Origin of the sequence: Streptomyces sp. NPDC005402, assembly GCF_040606575.1 — a bacterium.
Taxonomy (GTDB): Bacteria; Actinomycetota; Actinomycetes; order Streptomycetales; family Streptomycetaceae; genus Streptomyces.
Genome location: NZ_JBEXFB010000020.1, coordinates 170911 through 193270, shown reverse-complemented (window position 1 = coordinate 193270; position 22360 = coordinate 170911). Strand labels below are relative to the sequence as shown.

The following is a 22360-nucleotide window of genomic DNA, read 5'->3' as shown; positions in this document are numbered from 1 at the left end:
ATGTAACACCAGTGATGCTATGAACGCGTTCCAGTGGACACAAGACCTGAGCGAGCAAGCGCTTAGCCAATTATCGGCCTCTTCAGGGCATTCCCGGGCACGGCCACCGTCCCACCTCCGGCCTCGTCGTCAGGCTCCGCAGTCCTCACGCTAGCCTCGGCCACCGACAACGGCGCGCGCGGCGGCATCCAGGAGTGTCATGAGCAGGCTGAAAAAGACGGACCGTCCCTACGACATCGTGCTCTTCGGGGCGACCAGCTTCGCGGGAGCGCTCACCGCGCACTATCTCGCCTCGCACGGCCCGGACGATCTGCGCTGGGCGATCGCCGGCCGCAGCGAGGACAAGCTCCGGGCGCTGCGCGCGAAGCTGCCGGAGGGCACGGACGTGGGGGTCCTCACGGCCGACGTCTCGGACCCGGACTCGCTGCGCGCCCTCGCCGGGCACGCACGCGTGGTCGCCACCACGGTCGGCCCCTATCTGACGTACGGCGGGGCGCTCGTCGCCGCCTGCGCGGACGCCGGGACGGACTACCTCGACCTCTCGGGCGAGCCGGAGTTCGTGGACCTGATGTACGTCCGGCACGACGCACGCGCGCGTGAGACGGGCGCGCGGCTGGTGCACGCGTGCGGCTTCGACTCGGTTCCGCACGACCTGGGGGCGTACTTCACCGTCCGGCAGCTACCGGAGGGCGTGCCGATCACCGTCGACGGGTTCGTGACCGCGGACGGCATGTTCTCCGGCGGGACCTTCGCCTCCGCCCTCAACCAGTTCGCGCGCGGTCGGCAGATGATCGCCGCCGCCCGTGACCGCGGACGGCACGAGCCGCGCCTGGTGGGCCGGCGGGCCTCCGCACCGACCGGCACCCCGCGGTACGCGCAGGAGGTCGGCGCCTGGGCCCTGCCGCTGCCGACCATCGACGCGCAGATCGTCCGGCGCTCGGCGAAGGCCCTGGAGCGTTACGGCCCAGACTTCCGCTACCGGCACTACGCGGCCGTACGGCGGCTGCCGGTCGCGGTGGGCGGGGTCGCGGCCGTGGGCGCGCTGTTCGCGGCGGCCCAGCTGCCGCCCGCGCGGCGCTGGCTGTCCGGCCGGGTCAGGCCGGGTGACGGACCGAGCCCCGAGAAGCGGGCCAAAAGCTGGTTCTCGGTGCGGTTCGTCGGAGAGGGCGGTGGGCGCCGGGTGTTCACCGAGGTCACGGGCGGCGACCCCGGATACGACGAGACGGCGAAGATGTTCGCCGAGTCGGCACTGTCCCTGGCCTTCGACGACCTCCCGAAGACGTCCGGTCAGGTCACCACGGCGGTGGCGATGGGGGACGCGCTGATCGAGCGACTGCGGCGCGCCGGGATCACCTTCCGCGTGGCGTCGAGCCGGTGAGCCCGCGTCACAAGGACCAGCCTGCCACCGTGTAGATCATCCCCGCGATCCAGCCGAGCCCCGCGAGCACGCCGAGGACCAGCGCTGCGGTCACGGCACGTTCCACGGGCCGGTTCGGGTCGGCGAGGGGCTTGGGGGAACGGTGGGTCATGCGGTGCGTCGTCATGCGGGACAGCCTGCCGAGTACACCGGGGCACGCACATCCGTACAGATACTCAGACGACGTACTCAGTACCGTTCCTGGAGGCCGGTCAGGAGGTCGCCTCCCGCAGCGCCCGTCGGCACAGCGCGTCCGCCCTGCGCGTCGTCTCCGGCAGGCGGTACGCCGGCGTGAGCGCGAGGGTGTGGGCGCAGGCGTTGTCGAGGCTCACGCGGTGGCCGACCGAGACGAAGACCGGCTTCACCGCCTCACGCGTGCGCAGGGCCCGGCCGACCTCCTCCGCGTCCGCCAGCAGCGGCGTCCACGCACCGCGCCGGACGCCGGGATCCTCGTACGTGAAGGTGAACGGGTTCTTCGCGACGCCGATGGTGGGCAGGCCCGTGAGCACGCCGAGGTGGCTGGCGAGGCCGAAGCGGCGGGGGTGGGCGAGTCCGTAGCCGTCGCAGACGACCAGGCCGGGCGGGCACGGCAGGGCGTCGAGGGCGGCGAGGACCGTGGGGATCTCGCGGAAGGCGAGCAGGCCGGGCACGTACGGGAAGGAGATCCGGCCCACGGCGGTCGCCTCGGCCACGACCTCCAGGCTCGCCGCGTCCAGCACCACGGCCGCCGCCGCGACGACGTCCCGCTGGTCGTCGTAGGCCACGTCGACCCCGGTGACATGGCCCGTGCCGGGCGGGGGGCCCTGCTCGTCGAGGACCGTCCCCGCCCTCAACTCGTCCTGGACCGCGCGGGCCTGCTCCTCGGTCGCGGGCCAGCCCGCGGGAATGTCCACTGTCGTCATGGTGGGGACGAGCGTACGGCGGGGCGGCGTAGGCTCGCGATCATGTTCGTACTGGAGCTGACCTACACCGCGCCGCTCGATGCCGTGGACGCCGTGCTGCCGGCGCATGTCGCCTGGCTGGACGAGCAGTACGAGAAGGGCGTCTTCCTGGCGTCCGGGCGCAAGGAACCCCGCGACGGCGGGGTGATCATCGCCGTCGCGGAGGACCGTGCGCGGATCGAGGAGATCGCCGCGGGCGATCCCTTCGTCGCGGCCGGGGTGTGCGCGTACCGCGTCACCGAGTTCGCCGCGACGAAGACGGCCCCCGCGCTGAAGGAGTACCGGGAGACGCTCGGCTGAAGGTCAGCTCTTGCCACCCAGGGCGCGCTGGAGCTGGCTCTTGTTCATGTCCGAACGGCCCTTGACGCCCTTGCGCTTGGCCTCCTCGTAGAGCTGGTCGTAGGTCGGACCCTGCGAGCCCTTGCCGGACCGCTGCCCGCCCCGCTTGCCCGAGGACATGTCCTGGGTCGAGGTCCGGCTGGCCGTCTTGGACTCGCCGGACCGGGCGCGTTCCTTGTTGACCGTCCGCGCCGCGATCTCCTTGGCCCGCCCGGTGCTCTCGCCCCGGTCCTCGGCGCTCTCCTTGATGTGCTCGTACTGGCGTTCGCGCTTCGAACTCGAACCGGCTGGCATATGGGATCACTCCTTTCGCCGTCGGCGACCGGGTACCCACATTCCGCCACTCAGCTCTCCAGACGAGCCACCCGTCCCTTCTCCCCGGCCGCCCAGCAGCCGCCGTCGACCGTGCAGTCCACGGTGTCGTACGAGCCGGTGTCCACGGTCCGCCAGGTCCGGCCGCCGTCCCTGGTGAGGTCCGTGCCGGTGGGGCCGACCGCGAGGGCGGCGGTGCGGCTGCGCGGGAGCCAGGCCACGCCGGAGCGGTAGGCGTTCACCGGGGCCGCGGCGGGCCGCCAGGTCGCGCCGCCGTCGCCGGTACGGGCCGCGGCCCGCGGAGAGTCCTGGTCGGGGCGGTAGTCGCCGCCGACCGCGAGTCCGTGCGCGCGGTCGCGGAAGGCCAGCGCGAAGACGCCCTTGGCCGGATCGCCCGCCGGGATCGGCGTGTCGGAGGCGGTCCAGGTCAGGCCCCGGTCGGCGGAGTGCAGTACACGCGCGCGTGCGGCGCCGCCGGTGGCCAGCCAGACATCGCGCGGGCCCGAGCTGACCAGGCACTGCCCACTCGCCGCGAAGCCGGCCTCGCCGTCGAGCGCGGTCGGCATGCCCTTGTTCGGCAGCACCTTCCAGGAGCGGCCGCCGTCGGAGGTCGACAGGATGCGGAACTTCCCGTCGACCGGGTCGCTCATGGCGAGGCCGTGGCGGCGGTCGAAGAAGGTGAGGCAGTCGTAGAAGGCCTTGGCGTCGGTGTTGCGGAAGGACTCGGTCCAGGTCGCGCCGCCGTCGTCGGTGCGGTAGACGCGGGACGCCTCGCCCTCCCCGATGGCCAGGACGACCGCCCGGCGCGCGTCGAACGCCTCGATGTCCCGGAACTGCAGCTCGGCGGCACCGGGCGGCGAGACGTTCCGCCAGCTCGCCCCGCCGTCCGTGGTGCGCAGCACGGTGCCCTGGGTGCCGGCCACCCAGGCGGTGTCCCGGCTGACCGCCGACAGCCCGCGGAACCGAACCTCGGGGGTACCGCTGTCCTTGAGCTCCCAGTGCGGTGTACGGCCGTCCGTGTCATGTGCCTCGGCCGGTACGACGGTGAGGGCGGCCAACGCCGCCGCACAGGCCGCCGCCGCGGCGATGGTCCGCATCGCCGGACCCGTCCGTCTCTTGCCTCGCGTGTTCCCCAAGCGCCTCATGGCGGGCGAAGCTAGCCCACGCGTCCAGTGCCGTCCAGATGCCCTCGGCGGTCGGCCGACCGGGGCGCGAGGTGTCACAAGTGCCTCCCGGGGCACGGGAGAAGGACTGGATCACACCGGTGCATGGAGACGGTGACAGAGGTCACTCGACTCTCGTGTACACGGATTGGCTCATTCCGACGTCTCTTCCAGTGCCCGTCCCACTCCGGAAGCACGATCAGCCGTCACAAGGGAGCAAGGCGTTGTCCACCGTCATCGAGCAGCCCGTCGAGGCCCGTCTCGTCGCCGCGGCGCCGCGGATGCCGAGCATTCCCGCCACACTGCGCTACGACCGCTGCGATCCGTTCGCCGTCCGCATGACCTTCCCCGCCCCGGCCACCCTGGAGGGCGTCGAGGTCTGCTGGACCTTCAGCCGCGAACTTCTCACCACCGGTCTCCACGAGCCCGAGGGCCACGGCGACGTCCGCGTGCGTCCGTACGGCTACGACCGCACCGTTCTCGAGTTCCACGCCCCCGAGGGCACCGCCGTCGTGCATGTGCGCACGGGTGAGCTGCGCCGGTTCCTGGAGGCGACGAACGACCTCGTGCCGACCGGTCTCGAGCACCTCCAGCTCGACCTCGACCACGACCTGGCCGAGCTGATCCGCGACACCTACTGACGGGAGCCGGCGAAGAGCGCGTCGAGCTCGCCGTGGTCCAACCCGTCGGCGAGCGCGTCGTACGTCCCCGCGTCCAGCAGCTCCCGCGCGGCGCGGCGGACCAGGGCGTGCGCGGCCTGGGCGATGCCCGAGCCGACGCCGACGCGGGCCACGCCGAGTGAGGCCGGCTCGGCGACGGACGGGGCGCCGGGTCGGGCCATGACGTTCAGCGGAGCGTCGATCGCGTCGACGAGGAGCTTGACGGTCCCCGGGTCGACGGCCCCGGGGACGACGATCCCGTCGGCACCCGCGGCGAGGAAGGCGGCGGCCCGCTCCGGAGTGAGGTCGACTCCTCCGGCGCCGCGCAGGAACGTGTCGATCCGGGCGTTGACGAACAGCGGCACGCCCTCCGCGTCGGCGGCCTCCCGGGCCGCGGCGATCCGCTCCGCCTGCTCGCCGGCCGGCCGCAGCGACTCGCCCCCGTCGCCGTACAGGGCGTCCTCGATGTTCACTCCGACCGCGCCCGCCGCGAGCACCCCGCGCACGGTGTCGGCGACGCCCGCCGCGTCCCGCGCGTAACCGCTCTCGATGTCCGCGCTGACCGGCACCCGCAGCACGGCGGCGATCCGTCCCACGGCGTCCAGGGCCCGCTCCCGGTCCAGGCGGTCACCGTCCGCCGCACCGAGGGCCAGGCGAGCCCGGCGCTCGTGGTGGCCACGGCGGCGGCACCCGCGTCCTCGACGATGCGGGCGCTCGTGAGATCCCAGGCGTTCGGCAGGACGAGCGGGGCGCCGGGGACGTGCAGGGAACGGAAGACGAGGGCGCGGTCGCGGAGCGTGTCCTGTTTCGTCATGCAGGTCACTCGACAGTCGGCTCCCGCGCCCGCGCCGGCAGGAATCCGACACCGACGTTCAGGCGCGCGCCGCGACCGAGGCCGCCGCCCCGCGCACCCCGTGGACGAGCTCCCGCAGGACCGGCGCCAGCTGCCCGCCGCGCTCGATCAACTCCTCGACCCGCGCGTCGTGATGCTCCCCGCGGGGCAGCAGGGTGCGCAGCTCGGCCGCCGCGGCGAGCGCGAGGAGGGCCGCGTCCCGGTCGGAGACGTCCACGGCCGGCACCGGACCCCGCAGGGCCTGCCGGGCCGCCTCCTGGAGCGCCTCCACGGCGGCCGGGCGGGCCAGGTCGTGCTCCACCGTCGGGAACACCCCGAGCACCCGCCTCTTGCGGGCGCGCAGATGTCCGCCCGCGGTGAGCTGCTCCCGTACGGCGTCCAGGGTGACCCGCGTGTGGGGCGTCACCCAGCTCCGCCACCGGTGCGGCCGGGACTCGCGGACCAGTTCGAGCAGCCCGTCCAGGACGGGATCCCCGGTGTCGGCGTCCATGTCGGCCGGTGTGGCGATGCCGTCCACGTCGAGGAGCAGACCGCGCCGGGCCAGCTCGGTGAGCGCGCCGGCCCGCACCAGCTGGGGGACCTGGGCGGCACCGGTGGTCTCGGACTTCGAGGTGTCCCAGGCCAGCAGATAGAGGTGGGCCGGCAGGGAGAGCGTGCCGTCGGGCACCGGTGCCTCCTAAGGCGCATTAACTCGTTGACAGCCCCACGGCCGCCTCGTACGGTGTAGAACGCTTCTGTTGCCGTCGATCGGAGAAGGACGTTGCTCGTCTGAGGTCCTGAGACACCGTGTCACACACCTGAGGTGTGTGCGCCGCGTGCGACCTCGGCATACGAGCCGTTCCGACGAGCAGGACCCTGTCCGTGCCCTCCGGTTTCTCGTCGTCTCCCGTGGTCGCGGGTGTCTCGATACGCGTTTGCCCCTTCTCGCTTCGAGCAACCGCGGAGACCGTATGTCTACTTCCATCACCTGCACCTCGCTCGCCTTCTCCTGGCCCGACGGCACCCCCGTCTTCGAGGGCCTCGACATCGCCTTCGGCCCCGGCCGGACGGGTCTCGTCGGCGTCAACGGGTCAGGAAAATCCACCCTGTTGAAGCTGATCGCCGGTGAACTCACCGCCGCCGACGGCGCCGTGCGCGTCGCGGGCGAGGTCGGTTACCTTCCGCAGAACGTCACGCTGGACACCGGCCTGAAGGTCGACGAGGCGCTCGGCATCGCCGCGCGGCGCGCCGCGCTGCACGCCATCGAGGCGGGCGACGTGGCCGAGGAGCACTTCGAGACGGTCGGCGACGACTGGGACGTGGAGGAGCGGGCCCTGGCCACCCTCGGCGAACTCGGCCTCGGCCACATCGAGTTGGACCGCACGATCGGCGAGGTCTCGGGCGGCGAGTCGGTGCTGCTGCGGCTGGCCGCGCTGCTGCTGCGCCGCCCGGACGTCCTGCTCCTCGACGAGCCCACCAACAACCTCGACCTGTACGCCCGCAGGCGGCTGTACACGGCCGTCTCCTCCTGGCCGGGGGTCATGGTCGTGGTCAGCCACGACCGCGAACTCCTCGACCTGGTCGACCAGATCGCCGATCTGCACTCGGGGGAGGTCACCTGGTACGGCGGCAACTACTCCGCCTACGAGGAGGCCCTCGCCGTCGAACAGGAGGCGGCGGAGCGGATGGTGCGGGTCGCCGAGTCCGACTTCCGCAAGCAGAAACGCGAACTGGTCGACGCACAGGTCAAGTTGGCCCGACGCAAGCGGTACGGGCAGAAGATGTTCGAGCAGAAGCGCGAGCCGAAGATCGTCATGGGGGCGCGCAAGCGGTCGGCACAGGAGTCCGCGGGCAAGCACCGCATCATGCACGAGGAGAAGCTCGCCGAGGCCAGGGACCGGCTCGACGAGGCGGTGGAGGCCGTACGGGACGACGACGAGATCCGCGTCGACCTGCCGTACACGGCGGTACCGCCGGGCCGTACGGTTCTGACCCTCATGGACCTGGAACTCGCCCACGGCGCACGGGTCGAGGGCGGCCTCGACCTGCGGGGCCCCGAGCGGGTCGCGCTGATCGGGCGCAACGGCGCGGGCAAGACGACGCTGCTGCGGACGATCGCCGGGGAGCTGGAGCCGGTGTCGGGCGAGGCGACGGCCCATGTCCCGCTGCGCTTCCTGCCCCAGCGGCTGGACGTCCTCGACGGCGAGCTGTCGGTCGCCGAGAACGTGGCCCGGTTCGCGCCGGGCGCCACCAACAACCGGGTGCGGGCCCGTCTCGCCCGCTTCCTGTTCCGGGGCGCCCGGGCCGACCAGCAGGCGTCGACACTGTCCGGCGGCGAACGCTTCCGGGCGGCGCTGGCCGCGCTGATGCTGGCGGAGCCCGCTCCCCAGCTGCTCATGCTCGACGAGCCGACGAACAACCTCGACATGGCGAGCGTGCGACAGCTGACCTCGGCCCTGGAGTCGTACGAGGGCGCGCTGGTCGTGGCCAGTCACGACCTGCCGTTCCTGGAGTCGATCGGCATCACGCGCTGGCTGATGCTGGACGGGGAGCTGCGGGAGGTCACTCCGGAGACCCTGGAGTTCCCCGCGTAGCGTCCACGACGGCCGACAGATCGGTTCCCGCCCGGAGCAGTGCCACGCTCCGGGCGGCGAGCCGCTCGAGCCGTCCCCGCAGAATGCGCCGGGCGTCCTCCACCCCGTCGAGGCCGTCCAGGGAGCCCATCACCTCCCGCACGGCCGGGATGCCGTACCCGCCGGCGCGCAGGGCGACCACGACGCGTGCCGCCCCGATCGCCGCCGGACCGTAGCGACGCGCGCGCAGGGTGGTCACCCGTTCCGGGAGGACCAGCCCTTCCTCCTCCCAGAACCGCAAGGTCGAGGACCGTACGCCGAGCGCCTCCGCGAGCTGCGTGATGGTCATGAAGTCGTCGTCCCGGCCCTCCTCCTCGGCCCGGACGCCCTCCAGGGCCCGCTGGGCGCGCAACACCTCCGCGCGCTCGCGTGCGAGCCGGGCGTGGACCTCGTCGACCGCCGAGGCCGCCTCCGTGATCGTCGCCGTCCGCAGCTCGGCGAGCAGCCGCCGCGCCTCGACGGGGCCGACGGCTGCGGCGAGCCCCCGGTAGGCGCGCAGCGCGTGCACGTGGAGCAGCGTGTAGGAGCGGTAGCCGTTGTCCGCCCGTACCGCGGGCGGGATCACCCCCAGCCGCTCCAGATCGCGCACCTGCTGCACCGAGTAGCCGCTCTCCCTGGCGACGTCGACGGTGCGCATCGTCCGGCCAACCCCACATCAGCACTTGAAGGTCACGCTTGAACCATGAGTATGGAGCAGATCATCGCGACCGTGCGCGGTTTCGACGGGGCCCTCGTGGTCGTCCCGGAGCCTGGTGGGGACTCCCCCGAGATCGCGTGGGGCGACGCGTTCTTCTACTGCGCCCCCGACGGCCGGGTGCCTCCCGGCGCCCAGCCCTACGGGACCGTCGTCACGAAGAACTACCCCGACGACACCGCCTCCGACCTGGACCCGCCGGACCGCTGGCGGGTCAACGTCCAGGTCGGCCGCAGGGCGCTCCCGGAACTCCTCGGGCAGCGCCACGACCCGGCGACGGCCGACGTGCTGCTGCCGCACCCGGTCTACGGCGCCCTCGGCTGGATCTGCGTCGTGAATCCCGCCGAGCGGACCACCGGGACGGTCCTACGGCTGCTGCGCGAGGCTCATGAGGCGGCACGCGCGCGTGCGGCGCGCCGGCACTCGTGAGGCGGGGAGCGTCTCAGGAGGGCCACAGCCTGACCCCGGGGGTTTTGTCGACAGTGACCGGCGCTGCATGATGGCTGACCGGCGCCCCTCACGGGCACCGCCCCTGTCCCGCCGATACGGAGTTCCCTCGTGCCCAGCAAGAAGGCCCTCGTCCGCCGCCCCGGTCCGCGCCTCGCCGAAGGTCTGGTGACGCACGTCGAGCGGGAGAAGGTCGACGTCGACCTCGCGCTCGACCAGTGGGAGGCGTACGTCGAGGCGCTGCGCGCGCACGGCTGGGAGACCGTCGAGGTGGACCCCGAGGACGACTGCCCGGACTCGGTGTTCGTCGAGGACACCGTGGTCATGTACAAGAACGTCGCCCTGATCGCGCGCTCCGGCGCCGAGTCCCGGCGCGAGGAGACCATCGGCGTCGAGGAGGCCGTGGCGCGCCTGGGCTGCTCGGTGAACTGGATCTGGGAGCCGGGCACCCTGGACGGCGGCGACGTGCTGAAGATCGACGACACGATCTACGTCGGCCGGGGCGGGCGTACCAACGCGGCCGGCGTCCAGCAGCTGCGGGCCGCCTTCGAGCCGCTCGGGGCCCGGGTCGTCGCCGTACCGGTGAGCAAGGTGCTGCATCTGAAGTCGGCGGTCACCGCGTTGCCCGACGGAACCGTCATCGGGCACATCCCCAAGGTGGACCGGCCCGCGCTCTTCCCACGCTTCCTGTCGGTGCCGGAGGAGGCCGGCGCCCATGTCGTCCTCCTCGGCGGCCCCAAGCTGCTCATGGCCGCGAGCGCGCCCAAGACCGCGGAGCTGCTCACCGACCTCGGATTCGAACCGGTCGTGGTGGACATCAGCGAGTTCGAGAAGCTGGAAGGCTGTGTGACGTGCCTCTCAGTACGACTGCGGGAGCTGTACGCCTGAGGGGAAGCGCAACGCGCCGACGGCCCTGGGACCTGCACGGTTCCCGAGTCGCTTGCCATGTTCGGGGAACACGCTGATCAGGGGCCTTTACTGCACCCTTAACCTACGGTGTCGTAACCTACGGTTTCGTAGCCTACGATTCCGTAGGTTCCCCGGCGCCGCTCGCCGACCCTCTCAAAAGTTCACGCGTCCCCCTGGAGTACCTGTGACGATCACTTCCCCTCACCTCGGCAGCCCGTCCTCCGCCTGGACCGACGCGCGGCTGCTGTACGCGCTGGAGGAAGTGGTCGAGAACGAACTCAACCGGCATCTGAAGGTCACCAAGGACTGGATGCCGCACGAGTACGTCCCCTGGAGCGACGGCCGCAACTTCCCCGGTTTCTTCGAGGACGGCGAGGCCTGGGAGAAGGACCAGTCCAAGGTCACCGAGATCGGCCGGATCGCCCTCGTCGTGAACCTCCTCACCGAGGACAACCTCCCCAGCTACCACCACGAGATCGCCTCGCTCTTCGGCCGCGACGGCGCCTGGGGCACCTGGGTGCACCGCTGGACCGCCGAGGAGGGCCGGCACGGCATCGTGATGCGGGACTACCTGCTCGCCTCGCGCGCGGTGGACCCGGACCAGCTGGAGCAGTTCCGGATGGCCCACATGAGCGAGGGCTTCGAGTCGGACAACCGCCACTCCATGCTGCACTCGGTCGCCTACGTGGCCTTCCAGGAGCTCGCGACCCGCGTCTCGCACCGCAACACCGGCCACCAGTCCGGGGACCCGGTCTGCGACCGCATGCTGGCGCGCATCGCCACCGACGAGAACCTGCACATGGTCTTCTACCGGAACCTGCTGAAGGCGGCCTTCGAGCTCGCGCCCGACCTGACGATGATGGCGGTGCGCGACGTCGTAGTGAACTTCCGGATGCCCGGGCACGGCATGCCCGGCTTCGAGCGCGCCGCCGCGCAGATGGCCATCGGCGAGATCTACAACATGCGCATCCACCACGACGACGTACTCCAGCCCGTCCTGCGCTTCCTGAAGGTCATGGAGATCGACGGCCTCGGCCCCGAAGGCCAGAAGGCGCAGAACGAACTCGGTCTGTACATGGGCGGGCTGGACGCGGAGGCCGCGAAGTTCGACGAGAAGCTGGCGGCGCGCAAGGCGCGGATGGCGGCTCGCGCGGGCGCCTGACGTCGGCCTGGCCGATCCGGCGGACATCCGGCGGGGCCGTCGGCCCTGCCGGGCCTGATCAACGCCGACGCCGCCCGCCTGATACGGCAGCGGATCGGCGCGCCGCCCCGGGGACGAACGAACGCCGGGTCGTTTCCTCTGTGCCGGTGTGGATCCCGCAGGAGGACGACCCGGAGCTCGGCCCGGACCGAACGGCACCCCCCACAGTACCGACCACCGCATCGCCGGGTCGGCCGAAGCGTGCCCGTACCGCCCGGCCGCGTTGAGCCCGCGATACGGCTGCCCCACCGCTACGCCCGGGTGCGCTCCGGCAACCCGGCCGCACGTCCGGCCCGTCGGCTCATCGGTCTCCCAGCCGCCTGATCGCCAGCCGTTCCTTCTCGGAGAGGCCGCCCCAGACGCCGAAGCGCTCGTCGTTGGCCAGGGCGTACTCGAGGCAGGCCGGGCGCATCTCGCACATGGCGCAGATGCGCTTCGCCTCTCGTACCGAGCTGCCCGGCTCGGGAAAGAAGAAGTCCGCCCCGGTCTGCGCGCACAACGCCTGCGCCTGCCAGGCGGGGTCGGTCGGGGTGATGGTGTCGATGTGCATGGCCGAGATCGTGCCGGGCGGCGAAAAACGTTCGATCAACGCGGGATCAACGGTGCCGTTCATGGCCTCCGGCCGCCTTGATGGTCCCGGACCCCGGAAGGGGGTGCACGGCGGCGCGCGGAAACGGTGCAGCCGATCCGAGGCGGGTTCGCGTCCCGGCAGCGATTGTCAGTGGAGGGTGCCAGACTCGGCAGTGCAGGCAACGGGACCCCTCAGAGGAGGGCAGAGATGCTCACGACCCGTTATGTCACCGGCGCTCCGAACTGGCTCGACCTCGGCACCCCGGACATCGACGGCGCCACCACCTTCTACGGCGGCCTCTTCGGCTGGGAGTTCCAGCCGGGCCCGCCCGAAGCCGGCGGTTACGGCTTCTTCCAGCTCGCCGGCAAGACCGCCGCGGGCGGCATGCAGACCACACCGGAGCAGGGTCCGCCGTCCTGGACCGTGTATTTCCAGACCCCCGACGCGGACGCCACCGCGAAGGCGGCCGAGCAGGCGCACGGCGCGGTGCTGATGCAGCCCATGGACGTGATGGACCAGGGCCGTATGGCGATCCTCGCCGACAAGGCGGGCGTGCCCTTCGGCATCTGGCAGCCGGGGCGGAACAAGGGGCTCGACGTCACCCAGGAGCCGGGCTCGCTGTGCTGGGTCGAGTTGTACACGGCCGACCTGCCGATGGCCGCCTACTTCTACCGCGCGGCTCTCGGCCTGGAGACCTACGCAGTGGAGTTCCCGGGCGGCACGTACACGACCGTGCTGCCGGACGGGCAGAGCGAGGACGGCATGTTCGGCGGCATCGTCCCCCTCGCCGAAGATCCGCTGGAGGCGCAGGCCGGGGCGTACTGGATGCCCTACTTCGAGGTCACCGACACGGACGGGACGGTGGCGAAGGCACAGGAGCTGGGCGGCAGCGTCCGGCTGCCCGCCACGGACGTGCCGGGCGTCGGCCGGGTCGCCAAGCTGGCCGACCCCTACGGCGCCCGCTTCGCGGTGATCAAGAGCGCGCCGCAGCAGACGTGAGCGGGGCGGGGGATCACGCCGAGGCGCGGCGGATCAGCGTGGTCGGCAGGACGACACCGGCCGGTGTGACTCCCCCGCTGCTGCGGTCGAGGTCCCGCAACAGCAGGCGGGCCATCAACCGGCCCATCTCCTCGATGTCCTGACGAACCGTCGTCAGCGGCGGATCGGTCTGCTCGGCGACCGGCAGCATGTCGTCGAAGCCGATCACCGCCACGTCCTCGGGCACCCGGCGCCCGCCCTCGCGCAGCACGCGCAGGACGCCGGACGCGGTGAGGTCGTTGGCGGCGAACACCGCGTCCACGTCCGGGCACCGCTCGAGGAGTTCCCGCATCGCCCGCTCCCCGCCGGCCGGGGTGAAGTCGCCGCGCACGACGAGCTGCGGGTCGGCGTCGCCCATGACGTCCCGGTAGCCGTCGAGCCGGTCCGCCGCGGAGGTCTGGTCGAGGGGGCCGGTGATGTGGGCGACGCGGGCGCGCCCGAGCCCCAGGAGATGCCGTACGGCTTCACGGGCGCCGCCCCGGTTGTCGCTGTCGACGTACACGACGTCCGTGGTCCCGTCGCTCCAGCCGGGCCGTCCGCCGAACACCGTGGGGACACCGGCCCGTTGGATCAGTTCCGGCAGCGGGTCGTCGAGGTGCAGCGAGAAGACGAGCGCGCCGTCGACGTGCCCTCCGGCGAGGTAGCGTCCGACGCGGGCGTGGTCGTCGCGGCCCTCGGTGAGCAGCAGGACGAGTTGGTTGTCGTGGGCGGTCAACTCCTTGCTGATGCCCCGCAGTTGCAGCGCGAAGAAGGGGTCGGCGAAGACCCGGGTCTCCGGCTCGGCCACGACCACGGCGACGGCGTCGTGGCGCCGGGTGACCAGACTGCGGGCGGCCTGGTTGGGGACGTAACCGAGCTCTTCGACGGCCCTGCGCACCCGTTCGACGAGGGGCTCCCTGACCCCGTCGCCGCCGTTCACCACCCGGGACACGGTGGCCCGCGACACCCCGGCCCGGGCCGCCACGGCCTCCAGTGTGGGGCGCGGCGCTGTGTCGGTCACTTCGGGACTCCTCGTCGGCGGGTGCGGATCAGGATAGCCCTGGACGGAGTCCCGGTGAGAGCGCTCTCGGAGTCGGGGAAGGAGGCTGCCGTCCGTCAGGGCGGAGCGGGCACACCGGCCGCCGAGCGAGCGGGCACACCGAACCGCTCACCGGGCGGGCAGCGGGGGTACCAGGCACGGCGGTGGGTCAGCGTCGGGGCGGCTTCCGGGATGGAGACACCAGGGCGCCGGGACGGCGGTCGTGTCGGCCGGCGGCCTCGCCGGACGGCTTCCTGTCGCGGTCACCGCGCCCGGGGCCGGGGCCGGGGCCGTGAAGGGCACGTCCAACCGTCCGTCCACCCCGGGCATCTCGTGAACGGCCTCACGCCAGCAGATCCACCCGCCGCCCGATCCCCTCCCGCTCGGCCCGCTCGTACGCCGTCCAGGCCAGCGCGAGGTCCTGCCAGGGCAGCCCCACGGGTGCGTAGACCGTGCGGTCCGTGTCGGCGGTCCGGCCGGGGTGGTCACCCCGCACCACCTCGCCGAGGGTCGCCGCCGCGGGCACCCCGCCCGCCAGTACGCCCATGCTCACGGCGAGCGAGCGGTCGTCGACCACAACCACGGACGCGTCGAGGAGATCGGCCGCCAGCTCCGCCTTGCCCGGCTCGTCGACACCCAGGCTGGTGAAGTGCTGGCCCGGTCGCGTGTCCGCCAGGCTCAGCAGCGGCTCCCGCGACCAGGTCGCCGACAGGACGATGTCGCAGGCCATGGCGACCTCCGCGGCGGAGGACAGCACACGGCCATCGTGCCGCGCGGCGAATTCCGCGGCGCGGTCGGCGGACGTGTCATGGACGACGAGGGCACCGCGGGGTCGTAGCGCCTTGAGGCCTCGCACCATCAACTCGGCCTGTGCGCCCGCCCCGATCACGCCGACGACGTCTCCCTGGCCGGCCAGCAGATGCGTGCCCAGCGCGGCCGCGAGCCCCGTCCGCCACGCCGTGACCGTCGCCGAGTCCAGGAGTGCCAGCAGCTCACCGTCGGTGCCGCTGTGCAGGCAGATCACCCCGCGCAGGGCGGGCCGGGCGCCCGGGAACTTGGCGTTGACCTTCACCGTGTAGGCCGGGACGCCGGGAAGCAGGCCCGGGATCAGCGCGGTGGCCGTACCGGGGAACGGGAGGTCCGTGCGCACTCGTTGCCCCGTGATCGACACGTGGTCCGCGGTGCGGAAGCCGTGCCGCAGGGCGTCGACGCAGGCGTCCGGCTCCAGCACCGTCTCCAGATCGCCGCGCGTGAGAAGAAGAGTCACCCGCCCATGATCCGTCAGTGGTGGTGCTCGGCCCGCTGCTCGCTGTGCTCGTGCGGCTCGTACCCCGGAATCGTCCCGTCCGTCTTCTTCACCAGGAACAGTCCCACCATCCCCATGTCGGAGTGGCTCTGGACATGGCAGTGGTACATCCACGCGCCCGCCCCGACTCCCTCCCCCGCGATCACCTGGAAGCCGAAGGAGTCCGCCGGACCCACGATCTTGTTGTCGATGACCTGGCTGGGGTCGTCGGGCCCGGTGAGCATGCCGGTGCGGTTGTCCGCCCAGCGGTGACCGTGCAGGTGGAAGGTGTGGTAGTACTCGCCGTGGGTGATCATCACGAACTCGACCCGATCGCCCACCGTGGCCTCGAAGTTCGGCCCCGAGTGCGCCGGCTTGTTGTTGATGAGCATGTCGTTGAAGACGATGGTGTGCGTCGCGTCGGGGAGGATGTCGCCCTTGCGGCGGACGATCACCGGGCCGTAGAGGCCCTTGCGGATACCGCCCGTGCCGTGTTCCGTGCCCACCACGTGGTCGTGGTAGTGCCAGTAGCCCGCGCTGCCCGCCCGCCAGGTGCCGTCGCTGCGGCGGCCCGGCAGATGGGTACGCCAGGTGTAGGTGCGGGTACCGCCCGGCTCCACGTCGCTGTTGTTCAACTTCGTGCCGTCGCTGGAGATCTCGTAGTCCAGGCCGTGGACGTGCAGGCTCGCCCTGACGTCCATGGTGTTCTCGAACTCGATGTGCAGGGTGTCGCCCTCGTTGAGCTCGATCAGCGGACCGGGGATCGTCGCCTTGCCCTTCTCCAGGCCGTAGCCCATCTGCCCGTCGGCGAGTTTTTCGGCGTACAGCTTGATGCGCCTGACCTCGCCGCCGCCCGGGGCGGCCTGCGCCGGACCCGTGTCGCTCCGGGCCTCCGGCGCCAGGGACAACGATGTCGCGACGGCCGCGCCGCCGAGCAGCACCCGCCGGTTGAATCCACGCCTGTCCAGTGCGCCCATGCAGAACTCCCCACCGTGATACGGATTTTGCGGAGACGTACCTGTGATGAACCTGTGAGACGGTACCGGCCCTCGAACCGTTTATCCACACTCAGGACAAAGTTCGTGCGATCCCGGTCATAGGTATTGGCGAGTGAGGCAAAGGGGTCTAGCTTCCATGGCGCTGTTGCTGTGACCGAGGAGGTGCCCATGCACTTACGAGGGTTGAGCGCGAGAAGCGGAGGAAGCGCGAGGAGACGGGTCTGGACGGCCACCGTGGCCGCGGGGGTCGTGACCGCCGGGCTGATGTCCGGACCGGCGGCGGGGGCGCTACCGGCGCCCGAGCCGTCCGCGACAACGATGTCCGTCAAGTCGCCACCGGGCGGCAGGGATGTACGGGTGCTGGTCTTCTACGGATCCGCGGCCGCCGGGGACGAGTCGCCGGTCGTCAACGCCGGGATCGCCGCCATCGAGGGGATCGGGCTGTCCGGTCCGGCGAACCAGCGGTTCGAGACCGAGGCCACCGACGACGCCAGGGTCTTCACCGACGAGAAGGCGCTGGGGAGTTACAACGCGATCGTCTTCCTGACCGGCGGCGGCGATGTGCTGGACCCCGACCAGGAAGCCGGTCTTGAGGCCTACATGGAGGCGGGCGGCGGCTTCGTCGGTATCCATGACGCGGCCCGCGCGGAGCCGTACTCCGACTGGTTCACGGGCCTCGTCGGCGCCCGGCCGGCCACCGCCAGTCCAACGGCCGTCCAGCGGGCCACCGTCGAGGTGGGTGACCGGCAGCATCCGGCGACCAGGGATCTGCCGGTGCAGTGGAAGCGTCCCGACCAGTGGTTCAACTGGACGAAGAACCCGTCCGGTGACGTGCACACCGTCGCCCGGGTGCGCGAGTCGACCTACCGGCCCGGAACGGGCGCCAACGGCTGGGACCATCCGGTGAGTTGGTGCCGGGACTACGACGGCGGCCGGTCCTTCTACACCGGCATGGGCGGCACGGTGTCCTCGTACGACGAGACCGACTTCCGGACCCATCTGCGCGGCGCGCTGCTGTGGACCTCGCGGCTCGTGCAGGCCGACTGCAAGGCGACGATCAACGCCAACTACAAGGCGGAGCGCCTCACCCAGCCCAACCAGCCGGGACAGAACGACCAGATCGGCGAGCCCCACGGACTGGTCACGGCGCCCGACGGGCGGGTGCTGTACATCGGCCGGGGTGGCGCGGACTCCTCCCAGCCCGTGATCACCGACTGGAACAACCCCGACATCGGCAAGGGCAAGGGCGAGATCCACGTCTACGACCCGAGGACCAAGAAGGTCACCCTCGCGGGCGCGTTGACCGTCTTCGGCAACAAGGGCGGCGGCGACGAGCTGGTGAAGGTCGAGGAGGGGCTGCTCGGGATCGAGCTCGATCCGCGCTTCGAGCAGAACGGCTGGGTGTATCTGCACTACACCCCGCACGCACAACTCAACCGCGACACCCGGATCGCCGAGCGCCGGGTCTCCCGCTTCACGCTCGACCTCGCCACGAACAAGCTGGACCTGAACAGCGAGAAGGTCCTGCTCAAGTGGCCGGTCCAGGTGCACAGTTGCTGCCACGCGGGCGGTGGGATGTCCTGGGACTCCAAGGGCAACCTGTACATCGCGACCGGCGACAACAACTCCAGTGGCTTCAGCGGCGGTTACTCGGGCAACAACCCGCAGCCGAACTTCAAGGGCGTCTCCTTCGCGGACGCGCGCCGCACCGCCGGCAACACCAACAACCTCAACGGCAAGATCCTGCGCATCCATCCGGAGTCCGACGGGACGTACACGCTGCCCGAGGGGAACCTCTTCACCGGCAAGGAGACCGCCGAGGGCGGTGGCAAGACCCGCGGCGAGATCTACGTCATGGGCGTCAGGAACCCGGCCCGGATCTTCGTCGACAGGAAGACCGACATCCTGTACGCCGGATGGGTCGGCCCGGACGCGAGCGCGCCCTCGACGACCTGGGGACCGGCCAAGTACGACACGTTCGCCGTCATCACCAAGGCGAGCAACCGGGGCTGGCCGTACTGCATGGGCAACAAGCAGCCCTACCGGGACCGCAATCTGCCCAACCCCGACCAGCCGCTGGGCTGGTACGACTGCGACCACCCGAAGAACGAGTCGCCCAACAACGACGGTCTGGTCAACCTCCCGCCGGTCACCGGCAACAACATCTGGTACTCGCCGCAGGGCGGTGCCCCGGACTACCCGCGTGACGCGAACGGCATCCCGTCCTACAAGCAGGAGGAGGCCACGTACCTGCTGCCGTGGCTCAAGGGCGGTGGCCAGGCCGCGATGAACGGGCCGGTCTACCGCTACGACACGGCGAGCGCGAGCACGACCAAGTGGCCCTCTTACTGGGACGGCAAGTGGTTCGTCGGCGACTTCTACGACGCCGACCAGCCGCGCAACGCGGTCATCACCGATCCGAGGAACCACGGCGACGGCGGGCTGCCCGTCCACTCGGAGTCACTCAAGAAGATCGTGCCGATCGGCAACGACGGCATCAAGAACCTCATGGACTGGAAGTTCGGTCCGGACGGCGCGCTGTACGTCCTCGACTACGGGCGAGGGTTCTTCACCTCGGACGCCAAGTCGGCGCTGTGGCGGGTCACTTACACGGGCGGCGGACCGACACCGGCCGCCGGACAGCTGGTGGGAGGAGGGCAGTGATGCACCCCCGAAGAGCTCTGACGGTCCTGTTGGCCGCCCTGCTGATGATGCTCGGCCTCCAGTCGACGTCCGCGGCACGGCCTGACGCGGCCCCCGCGGCGGCCCAGACACTCACCTGGACCGCCGGTGACGACATCACCAAGTACACCTCCGCCCCGACGACGGCCGTCGCGGGCACAGCCACGATCGTCTTCGAGAACAGCGCGGCCACCGGCAACACGACCGGTATGCCCCACACGTTGACCTTCGTGACCAGCGACCCCGAGTTCAACAACGACGTCGAACTCAACATTCTCGCCAACCCGAACGACGACATGGGCGGCCGCCACACCGCCGAGGTCACCCTCACCCCGGGCCGCTACTTCTACCACTGCACGATCCCGGGCCACGGCCAGATGCAGGGCATCCTCGTGGTGAGCGAGGGCAGCGGCGAGGACACCACCGCGCCCTCGGCCGCGGCCCAGGTGACCGGCACACAGAACGCGCAGGGCCAGTACGTCGGTTCGGCGAGCGTGGCGGTCACGGCGACCGACGAGGCCGGCGGCTCCGGTGTCGACCGGATCGAGTACGCGATCGGGGACGCGGGGGCCTGGCAGCCGTACACCGCCCCGGTCGTCGTCGACCAGGTCGGCGACCACCAGGTGCGGTACCGGGCCGTCGACAAGGCGGGCAACGTCTCCGGGGAGAAGAGCGTCGCCTTCACGGTCGTTCCGCCGCCCTCCGACGACACCGCCCCGCCGGACACCTCGGCGACGGTGAGCGGCGAGCAGAACCCGGACGGCACGTACATCGACATGGCGACGGTGACCGTGTCGGCCTCCGACACCGGATCCGGGGTGAACACCATCGAGTACGCGGTGGACGACGGGAGTTGGCAGCCGTACACCATGCCCGTCATGGTGCACCAGGTCGGATCCCACACCGTGCGCTACCGGGCGACCGACAAGGCGGGCAACGTGGCCGCCGAGAAGAGCGTCCGCTTCACGGTGGTCGCGGCGGCCCCGCAGGACACCACCCCGCCGGTGACCGGTGTGACCGTGGACGGCACCCGGAACTCCGACGGCGCGTACGTGGGCAACGCCAGGGTGACCGTGAGCGCCACGGACGAGGGCGGTTCGGGTGTCGCCGGTGTCGAGTACTCGATCGACGCCGGACCCTACCTGGCGTACACGGCTCCCGTGGTCGTCGACCGGGCGGGCACGCACACCCTGGCGTACCGGGCGAGGGACAAGGCGGGCAACACCTCGGGGGCCCGCACGGTGACCTTCACCGTCGTCTCCAGTCAGGTACCGGCGCCCAACTGCGCGGAGCTCGACGAACGGTTGACGGTGATCGTCGGCACGATCGACTCCGGGGTACCGAACCGGATCACCAACAGCCGGTGCCGCATCAACGAGTTGATCGAGGACGAGAAGGAGTGGACGTCCCACGCGCTGTTCCTGAAGCACGTGAAGGGCGTCCTGGACAAGCTCTTCCGGGAGGGGGTCGTCGACGAGCGCGAGTACGACGCGATCGACGCGGCGGCCCGTGCGTCCGGGATCGGCAAGCCCGGGCAGACCGAGGGCTACCGCACGATCCTCGACGGCAGCGCGGCCTCCTTCGCCAAGTGGCAGCAGGTGGGCGGCGGTTCCTTCGCACCCAACGGCGACGGGTCCATCACGTCCGGTACCACCAAGGACGGTCTCGGCATGCTCTGGTTCCCGGAGCGCAAGTACGGCGACTTCTCGCTCAAGCTCCAGTGGCGGGACGACGCCCCGGGCACCGGGAACGCCAACTCCGGTGTGTTCGTGCGGTTCCCGTGGGTCCACGACCACCCGGAGGAGTCCCGCCCCGAGTGGGTCGCCATCAAGTACGGCCACGAGGTGCAGGTGCTCGACCGGCCGGACGGCGACATGTACAAGACCGGGTCGGTCTACGGCTTCGACCGGGTGGGGCTGGCCGGTGCCGGCGTCACCCAGAAGGGCACGTGGAACGACTACGAGATCCGGGTGGTCGACCAGCACTACTCGGTCTACCGCAACGGCGTGCTGATCAACGAGTTCGACAACATCGGCGGCCAGGACTTCTACCCCGCCCGCTCGGACGACCCGGGCACGGACGGACGACGGTTCTCCTCCGGCTACATCGGGCTCCAGGTGCACAGCACGACGGACGTGGTCTCGTACCGGGACGTCAGGATCAAGGAGTTGTAGGGGGCGCCTTCTTCGCGGCGGCCCTGCTCGGCTGGACCCTCTTCGGCTCGCCCGGCATCTTCGGATACTCGGGCGGGTACGGCAGATCGCCGAGCCCGTGGTCGTGCTCGTCACGGCGGGCCAGTTCCAGCAGGGCCTCCAGCGAGAAGGCGTGATCGTCCATGTCCGCGTGCACGTCGCCGAGTTCGGCGAAGCGCGCGGGCATGGTCGCGATGTCGAAGTCCCGGGGGTGCGCCTCGCCGACCTCCTCCCAGCGCAGGGGTGCGGAGACGGGGGCGTGCGGGCGGGGCCGTACCGAGTAGGCGGAGGCGATCGTGCGGTCGCGGGCCGTCTGGTTGTAGTCGATGAAGATGCGCTCGCCCCGCTCCTCCTTCCACCACTTGATGGTCACGTGGTCCGGCATCCGGCGTTCCATCTCACGTCCGACCGCGATCGCGGCCCGCCGCACCTGGGTGAAGGTCCAGCGCGGTTCGATGGGCACGAAGACGTGCAGGCCGCGTCCGCCGGAGGTCTTGGGCCAGCCGCGCAGACCGCCGAACTCCTCCAGGACCGAACGCAGTTCGTGCGCCGCGCGCACGGCGTCGTCGTAGTCGGTGCCGGGTTGCGGGTCCAGGTCGATGCGCAGTTCGTCGGGGCGGTCGACGTCGTCGCGGCGGACCGGCCAGGGGTGGAAGGTGAGGGTGCCGTACTGGGCGGCCCACAGGACGGCGGCCTCCTCGGTGGGGCACATCTCGTCGGCGCTGCGGCCGCTGGGGAAGGTGATGTGGGCGGTCGGGATCCAGTCGGGCATGTTCTTGGGCGCCCGCTTCTGGAAGAAGTTCTCGCCGCTCACGCCGTCCGGGTAGCGCTCCAGGGTGGTGGGGCGGTCGCGCAGGGCGCGCAGGATGCCGGGGGCGACGGCCTGGTAGTAGCGGGCGAGGTCCAGCTTGGTGAAGCCGCGCTCCGGGAAGAAGATCTTGTCGGGGCTGGACAGCCGTACGGTCCGGCCGCCCGCCTCCAGTTCCACCGCGTCACCCATGCGAGCCACGGTAGGCGAGACGGACATAT

The 22360-nt window shown here is 71.2% G+C and carries 21 protein-coding genes and 1 pseudogene; 10 read left to right on the top strand and 12 right to left on the bottom strand.

Features of this window, described 5'->3' with window-relative positions; all coding sequences use genetic code 11:
• Positions 1–199 precede the first annotated feature (199 nt).
• Positions 200–1378 carry a saccharopine dehydrogenase NADP-binding domain-containing protein gene (locus ABZT02_RS33050; RefSeq protein WP_356024103.1) on the top strand — a complete coding sequence of 393 codons (1179 nt, stop codon included), beginning with the start codon at positions 200–202 and terminating at the stop codon, positions 1376–1378.
• 7 nt (positions 1379–1385) lie between these two features.
• On the opposite strand, the gene ABZT02_RS33045 is transcribed toward ABZT02_RS33050, so the two are convergent.
• Positions 1386–1544, bottom strand: a complete 159-nt coding sequence (locus tag ABZT02_RS33045; protein WP_356024101.1) for a hypothetical protein — start codon at positions 1542–1544, stop codon at positions 1386–1388.
• 85 nt (positions 1545–1629) lie between these two features.
• Positions 1630–2319 (bottom strand): endonuclease V, encoded by a 690-nt coding sequence (locus ABZT02_RS33040; protein WP_356024098.1) that lies wholly within the window; start codon positions 2317–2319, stop codon positions 1630–1632.
• Positions 2320–2361: 42 nt separating this feature from the next.
• On the opposite strand from ABZT02_RS33040, the gene ABZT02_RS33035 reads away from it, so the two are divergent.
• The gene (locus tag ABZT02_RS33035) at positions 2362–2658 is read left to right on the top strand and encodes a YciI family protein (RefSeq protein WP_356024096.1); all 297 of its coding nucleotides are present in this window, start codon (positions 2362–2364) and stop codon (positions 2656–2658) included.
• A gap of 3 nt (positions 2659–2661) precedes the next feature.
• Here ABZT02_RS33035 and ABZT02_RS33030 read toward each other — a convergent pair whose 3' ends face one another.
• Together ABZT02_RS33030 and ABZT02_RS33025 are read right to left on the bottom strand one after the other, a co-directional pair.
• Positions 2662–2991, bottom strand: coding sequence for a plasmid stabilization protein (locus tag ABZT02_RS33030; RefSeq protein ID WP_356024094.1), 330 nt, complete (start codon positions 2989–2991; stop codon positions 2662–2664).
• A 50-nt stretch (positions 2992–3041) separates the two neighbouring features.
• Positions 3042–4106 carry an oxidoreductase gene (locus ABZT02_RS33025; RefSeq protein WP_356024091.1) on the bottom strand — a complete coding sequence of 355 codons (1065 nt, stop codon included), beginning with the start codon at positions 4104–4106 and terminating at the stop codon, positions 3042–3044.
• 290 nt (positions 4107–4396) lie between these two features.
• Here ABZT02_RS33025 and ABZT02_RS33020 point away from each other — a divergent pair, with 290 nt between their 5' ends.
• Positions 4397–4813 (top strand): SsgA family sporulation/cell division regulator, encoded by a 417-nt coding sequence (locus ABZT02_RS33020; RefSeq protein WP_356024089.1) that lies wholly within the window; start codon positions 4397–4399, stop codon positions 4811–4813.
• Here the strand turns inward: ABZT02_RS33020 and ABZT02_RS33015 are convergent.
• Both ABZT02_RS33015 and ABZT02_RS33010 read right to left on the bottom strand, forming a co-directional pair.
• A pseudogene (locus ABZT02_RS33015) lies at positions 4807–5645 on the bottom strand (isocitrate lyase/phosphoenolpyruvate mutase family protein). The gene ABZT02_RS33020 and the pseudogene ABZT02_RS33015 sit on opposite strands and share 7 nt — an antisense overlap.
• Before the next feature lie 58 nt (positions 5646–5703).
• Positions 5704–6351: a GPP34 family phosphoprotein gene (locus ABZT02_RS33010; protein WP_356024087.1), complete on the bottom strand. Its 648-nt coding sequence runs from the start codon at positions 6349–6351 to the stop codon at positions 5704–5706.
• A 283-nt stretch (positions 6352–6634) separates the two neighbouring features.
• Here ABZT02_RS33010 and ABZT02_RS33005 point away from each other — a divergent pair, with 283 nt between their 5' ends.
• Positions 6635–8257, top strand: a complete 1623-nt coding sequence (locus ABZT02_RS33005; protein ID WP_356024084.1) for an ABC-F family ATP-binding cassette domain-containing protein — start codon at positions 6635–6637, stop codon at positions 8255–8257.
• On the opposite strand, the gene ABZT02_RS33000 is transcribed toward ABZT02_RS33005, so the two are convergent.
• Entirely contained in the window at positions 8226–8933 is a 708-nt protein-coding gene (locus ABZT02_RS33000; RefSeq protein WP_356024082.1) for a MerR family transcriptional regulator, read from the bottom strand. The two genes, ABZT02_RS33005 and ABZT02_RS33000, sit on opposite strands and share 32 nt — an antisense overlap.
• Positions 8934–8984: 51 nt before the next feature.
• Here ABZT02_RS33000 and ABZT02_RS32995 point away from each other — a divergent pair, with 51 nt between their 5' ends.
• From ABZT02_RS32995 to ABZT02_RS32985, 3 genes are all read left to right on the top strand, one after another.
• Positions 8985–9419: a DUF6194 family protein gene (locus tag ABZT02_RS32995; RefSeq protein ID WP_356024122.1), complete on the top strand. Its 435-nt coding sequence runs from the start codon at positions 8985–8987 to the stop codon at positions 9417–9419.
• A 129-nt stretch (positions 9420–9548) separates the two neighbouring features.
• Positions 9549–10325: a dimethylargininase gene (gene ddaH / locus ABZT02_RS32990; RefSeq protein ID WP_356024079.1), complete on the top strand. Its 777-nt coding sequence runs from the start codon at positions 9549–9551 to the stop codon at positions 10323–10325.
• Positions 10326–10530: 205 nt separating this feature from the next.
• Positions 10531–11508, top strand: a complete 978-nt coding sequence (locus ABZT02_RS32985) for an acyl-ACP desaturase (RefSeq protein ID WP_356024077.1) — start codon at positions 10531–10533, stop codon at positions 11506–11508.
• A 340-nt stretch (positions 11509–11848) separates the two neighbouring features.
• Here the strand turns inward: ABZT02_RS32985 and ABZT02_RS32980 are convergent, their stop codons facing one another.
• Positions 11849–12097 (bottom strand): WhiB family transcriptional regulator, encoded by a 249-nt coding sequence (locus tag ABZT02_RS32980; RefSeq protein WP_356024075.1) that lies wholly within the window; start codon positions 12095–12097, stop codon positions 11849–11851.
• A 228-nt stretch (positions 12098–12325) separates the two neighbouring features.
• Here ABZT02_RS32980 and ABZT02_RS32975 point away from each other — a divergent pair, with 228 nt between their 5' ends.
• Positions 12326–13117, top strand: coding sequence for a VOC family protein (locus ABZT02_RS32975; RefSeq protein ID WP_356024073.1), 792 nt, complete (start codon positions 12326–12328; stop codon positions 13115–13117).
• Between the two features lie 13 nt (positions 13118–13130).
• On the opposite strand, the gene ABZT02_RS32970 is transcribed toward ABZT02_RS32975, so the two are convergent.
• The 3 genes from ABZT02_RS32970 to ABZT02_RS32960 all read right to left on the bottom strand — a co-directional run bounded on the left by ABZT02_RS32970 (position 13131) and on the right by ABZT02_RS32960 (position 16436).
• Entirely contained in the window at positions 13131–14156 is a 1026-nt protein-coding gene (locus tag ABZT02_RS32970) for a LacI family DNA-binding transcriptional regulator (RefSeq protein ID WP_356024071.1), read from the bottom strand.
• Between the two features lie 361 nt (positions 14157–14517).
• Positions 14518–15441 carry an ornithine cyclodeaminase family protein gene (locus ABZT02_RS32965; protein ID WP_356024068.1) on the bottom strand — a complete coding sequence of 308 codons (924 nt, stop codon included), beginning with the start codon at positions 15439–15441 and terminating at the stop codon, positions 14518–14520.
• A gap of 14 nt (positions 15442–15455) precedes the next feature.
• Complete coding sequence (locus tag ABZT02_RS32960; protein WP_356024066.1) at positions 15456–16436, bottom strand: multicopper oxidase domain-containing protein; 981 nt, start codon at positions 16434–16436, stop codon at positions 15456–15458.
• A gap of 189 nt (positions 16437–16625) precedes the next feature.
• Here ABZT02_RS32960 and ABZT02_RS32955 point away from each other — a divergent pair, with 189 nt between their 5' ends.
• Positions 16626–19121, top strand: coding sequence for a ThuA domain-containing protein (locus ABZT02_RS32955; protein WP_356024064.1), 2496 nt, complete (start codon positions 16626–16628; stop codon positions 19119–19121).
• Positions 19121–21313, top strand: coding sequence for a family 16 glycoside hydrolase (locus ABZT02_RS32950; RefSeq protein ID WP_356024061.1), 2193 nt, complete (start codon positions 19121–19123; stop codon positions 21311–21313). Before ABZT02_RS32955 ends, ABZT02_RS32950 begins: the two co-directional genes overlap by 1 nt.
• On the opposite strand, the gene ligD is transcribed toward ABZT02_RS32950, so the two are convergent.
• Entirely contained in the window at positions 21300–22331 is a 1032-nt protein-coding gene (ligD, locus tag ABZT02_RS32945; protein ID WP_356024059.1) for a non-homologous end-joining DNA ligase, read from the bottom strand. The two genes, ABZT02_RS32950 and ligD, sit on opposite strands and share 14 nt — an antisense overlap.
• Positions 22332–22360 lie beyond the last annotated feature (29 nt).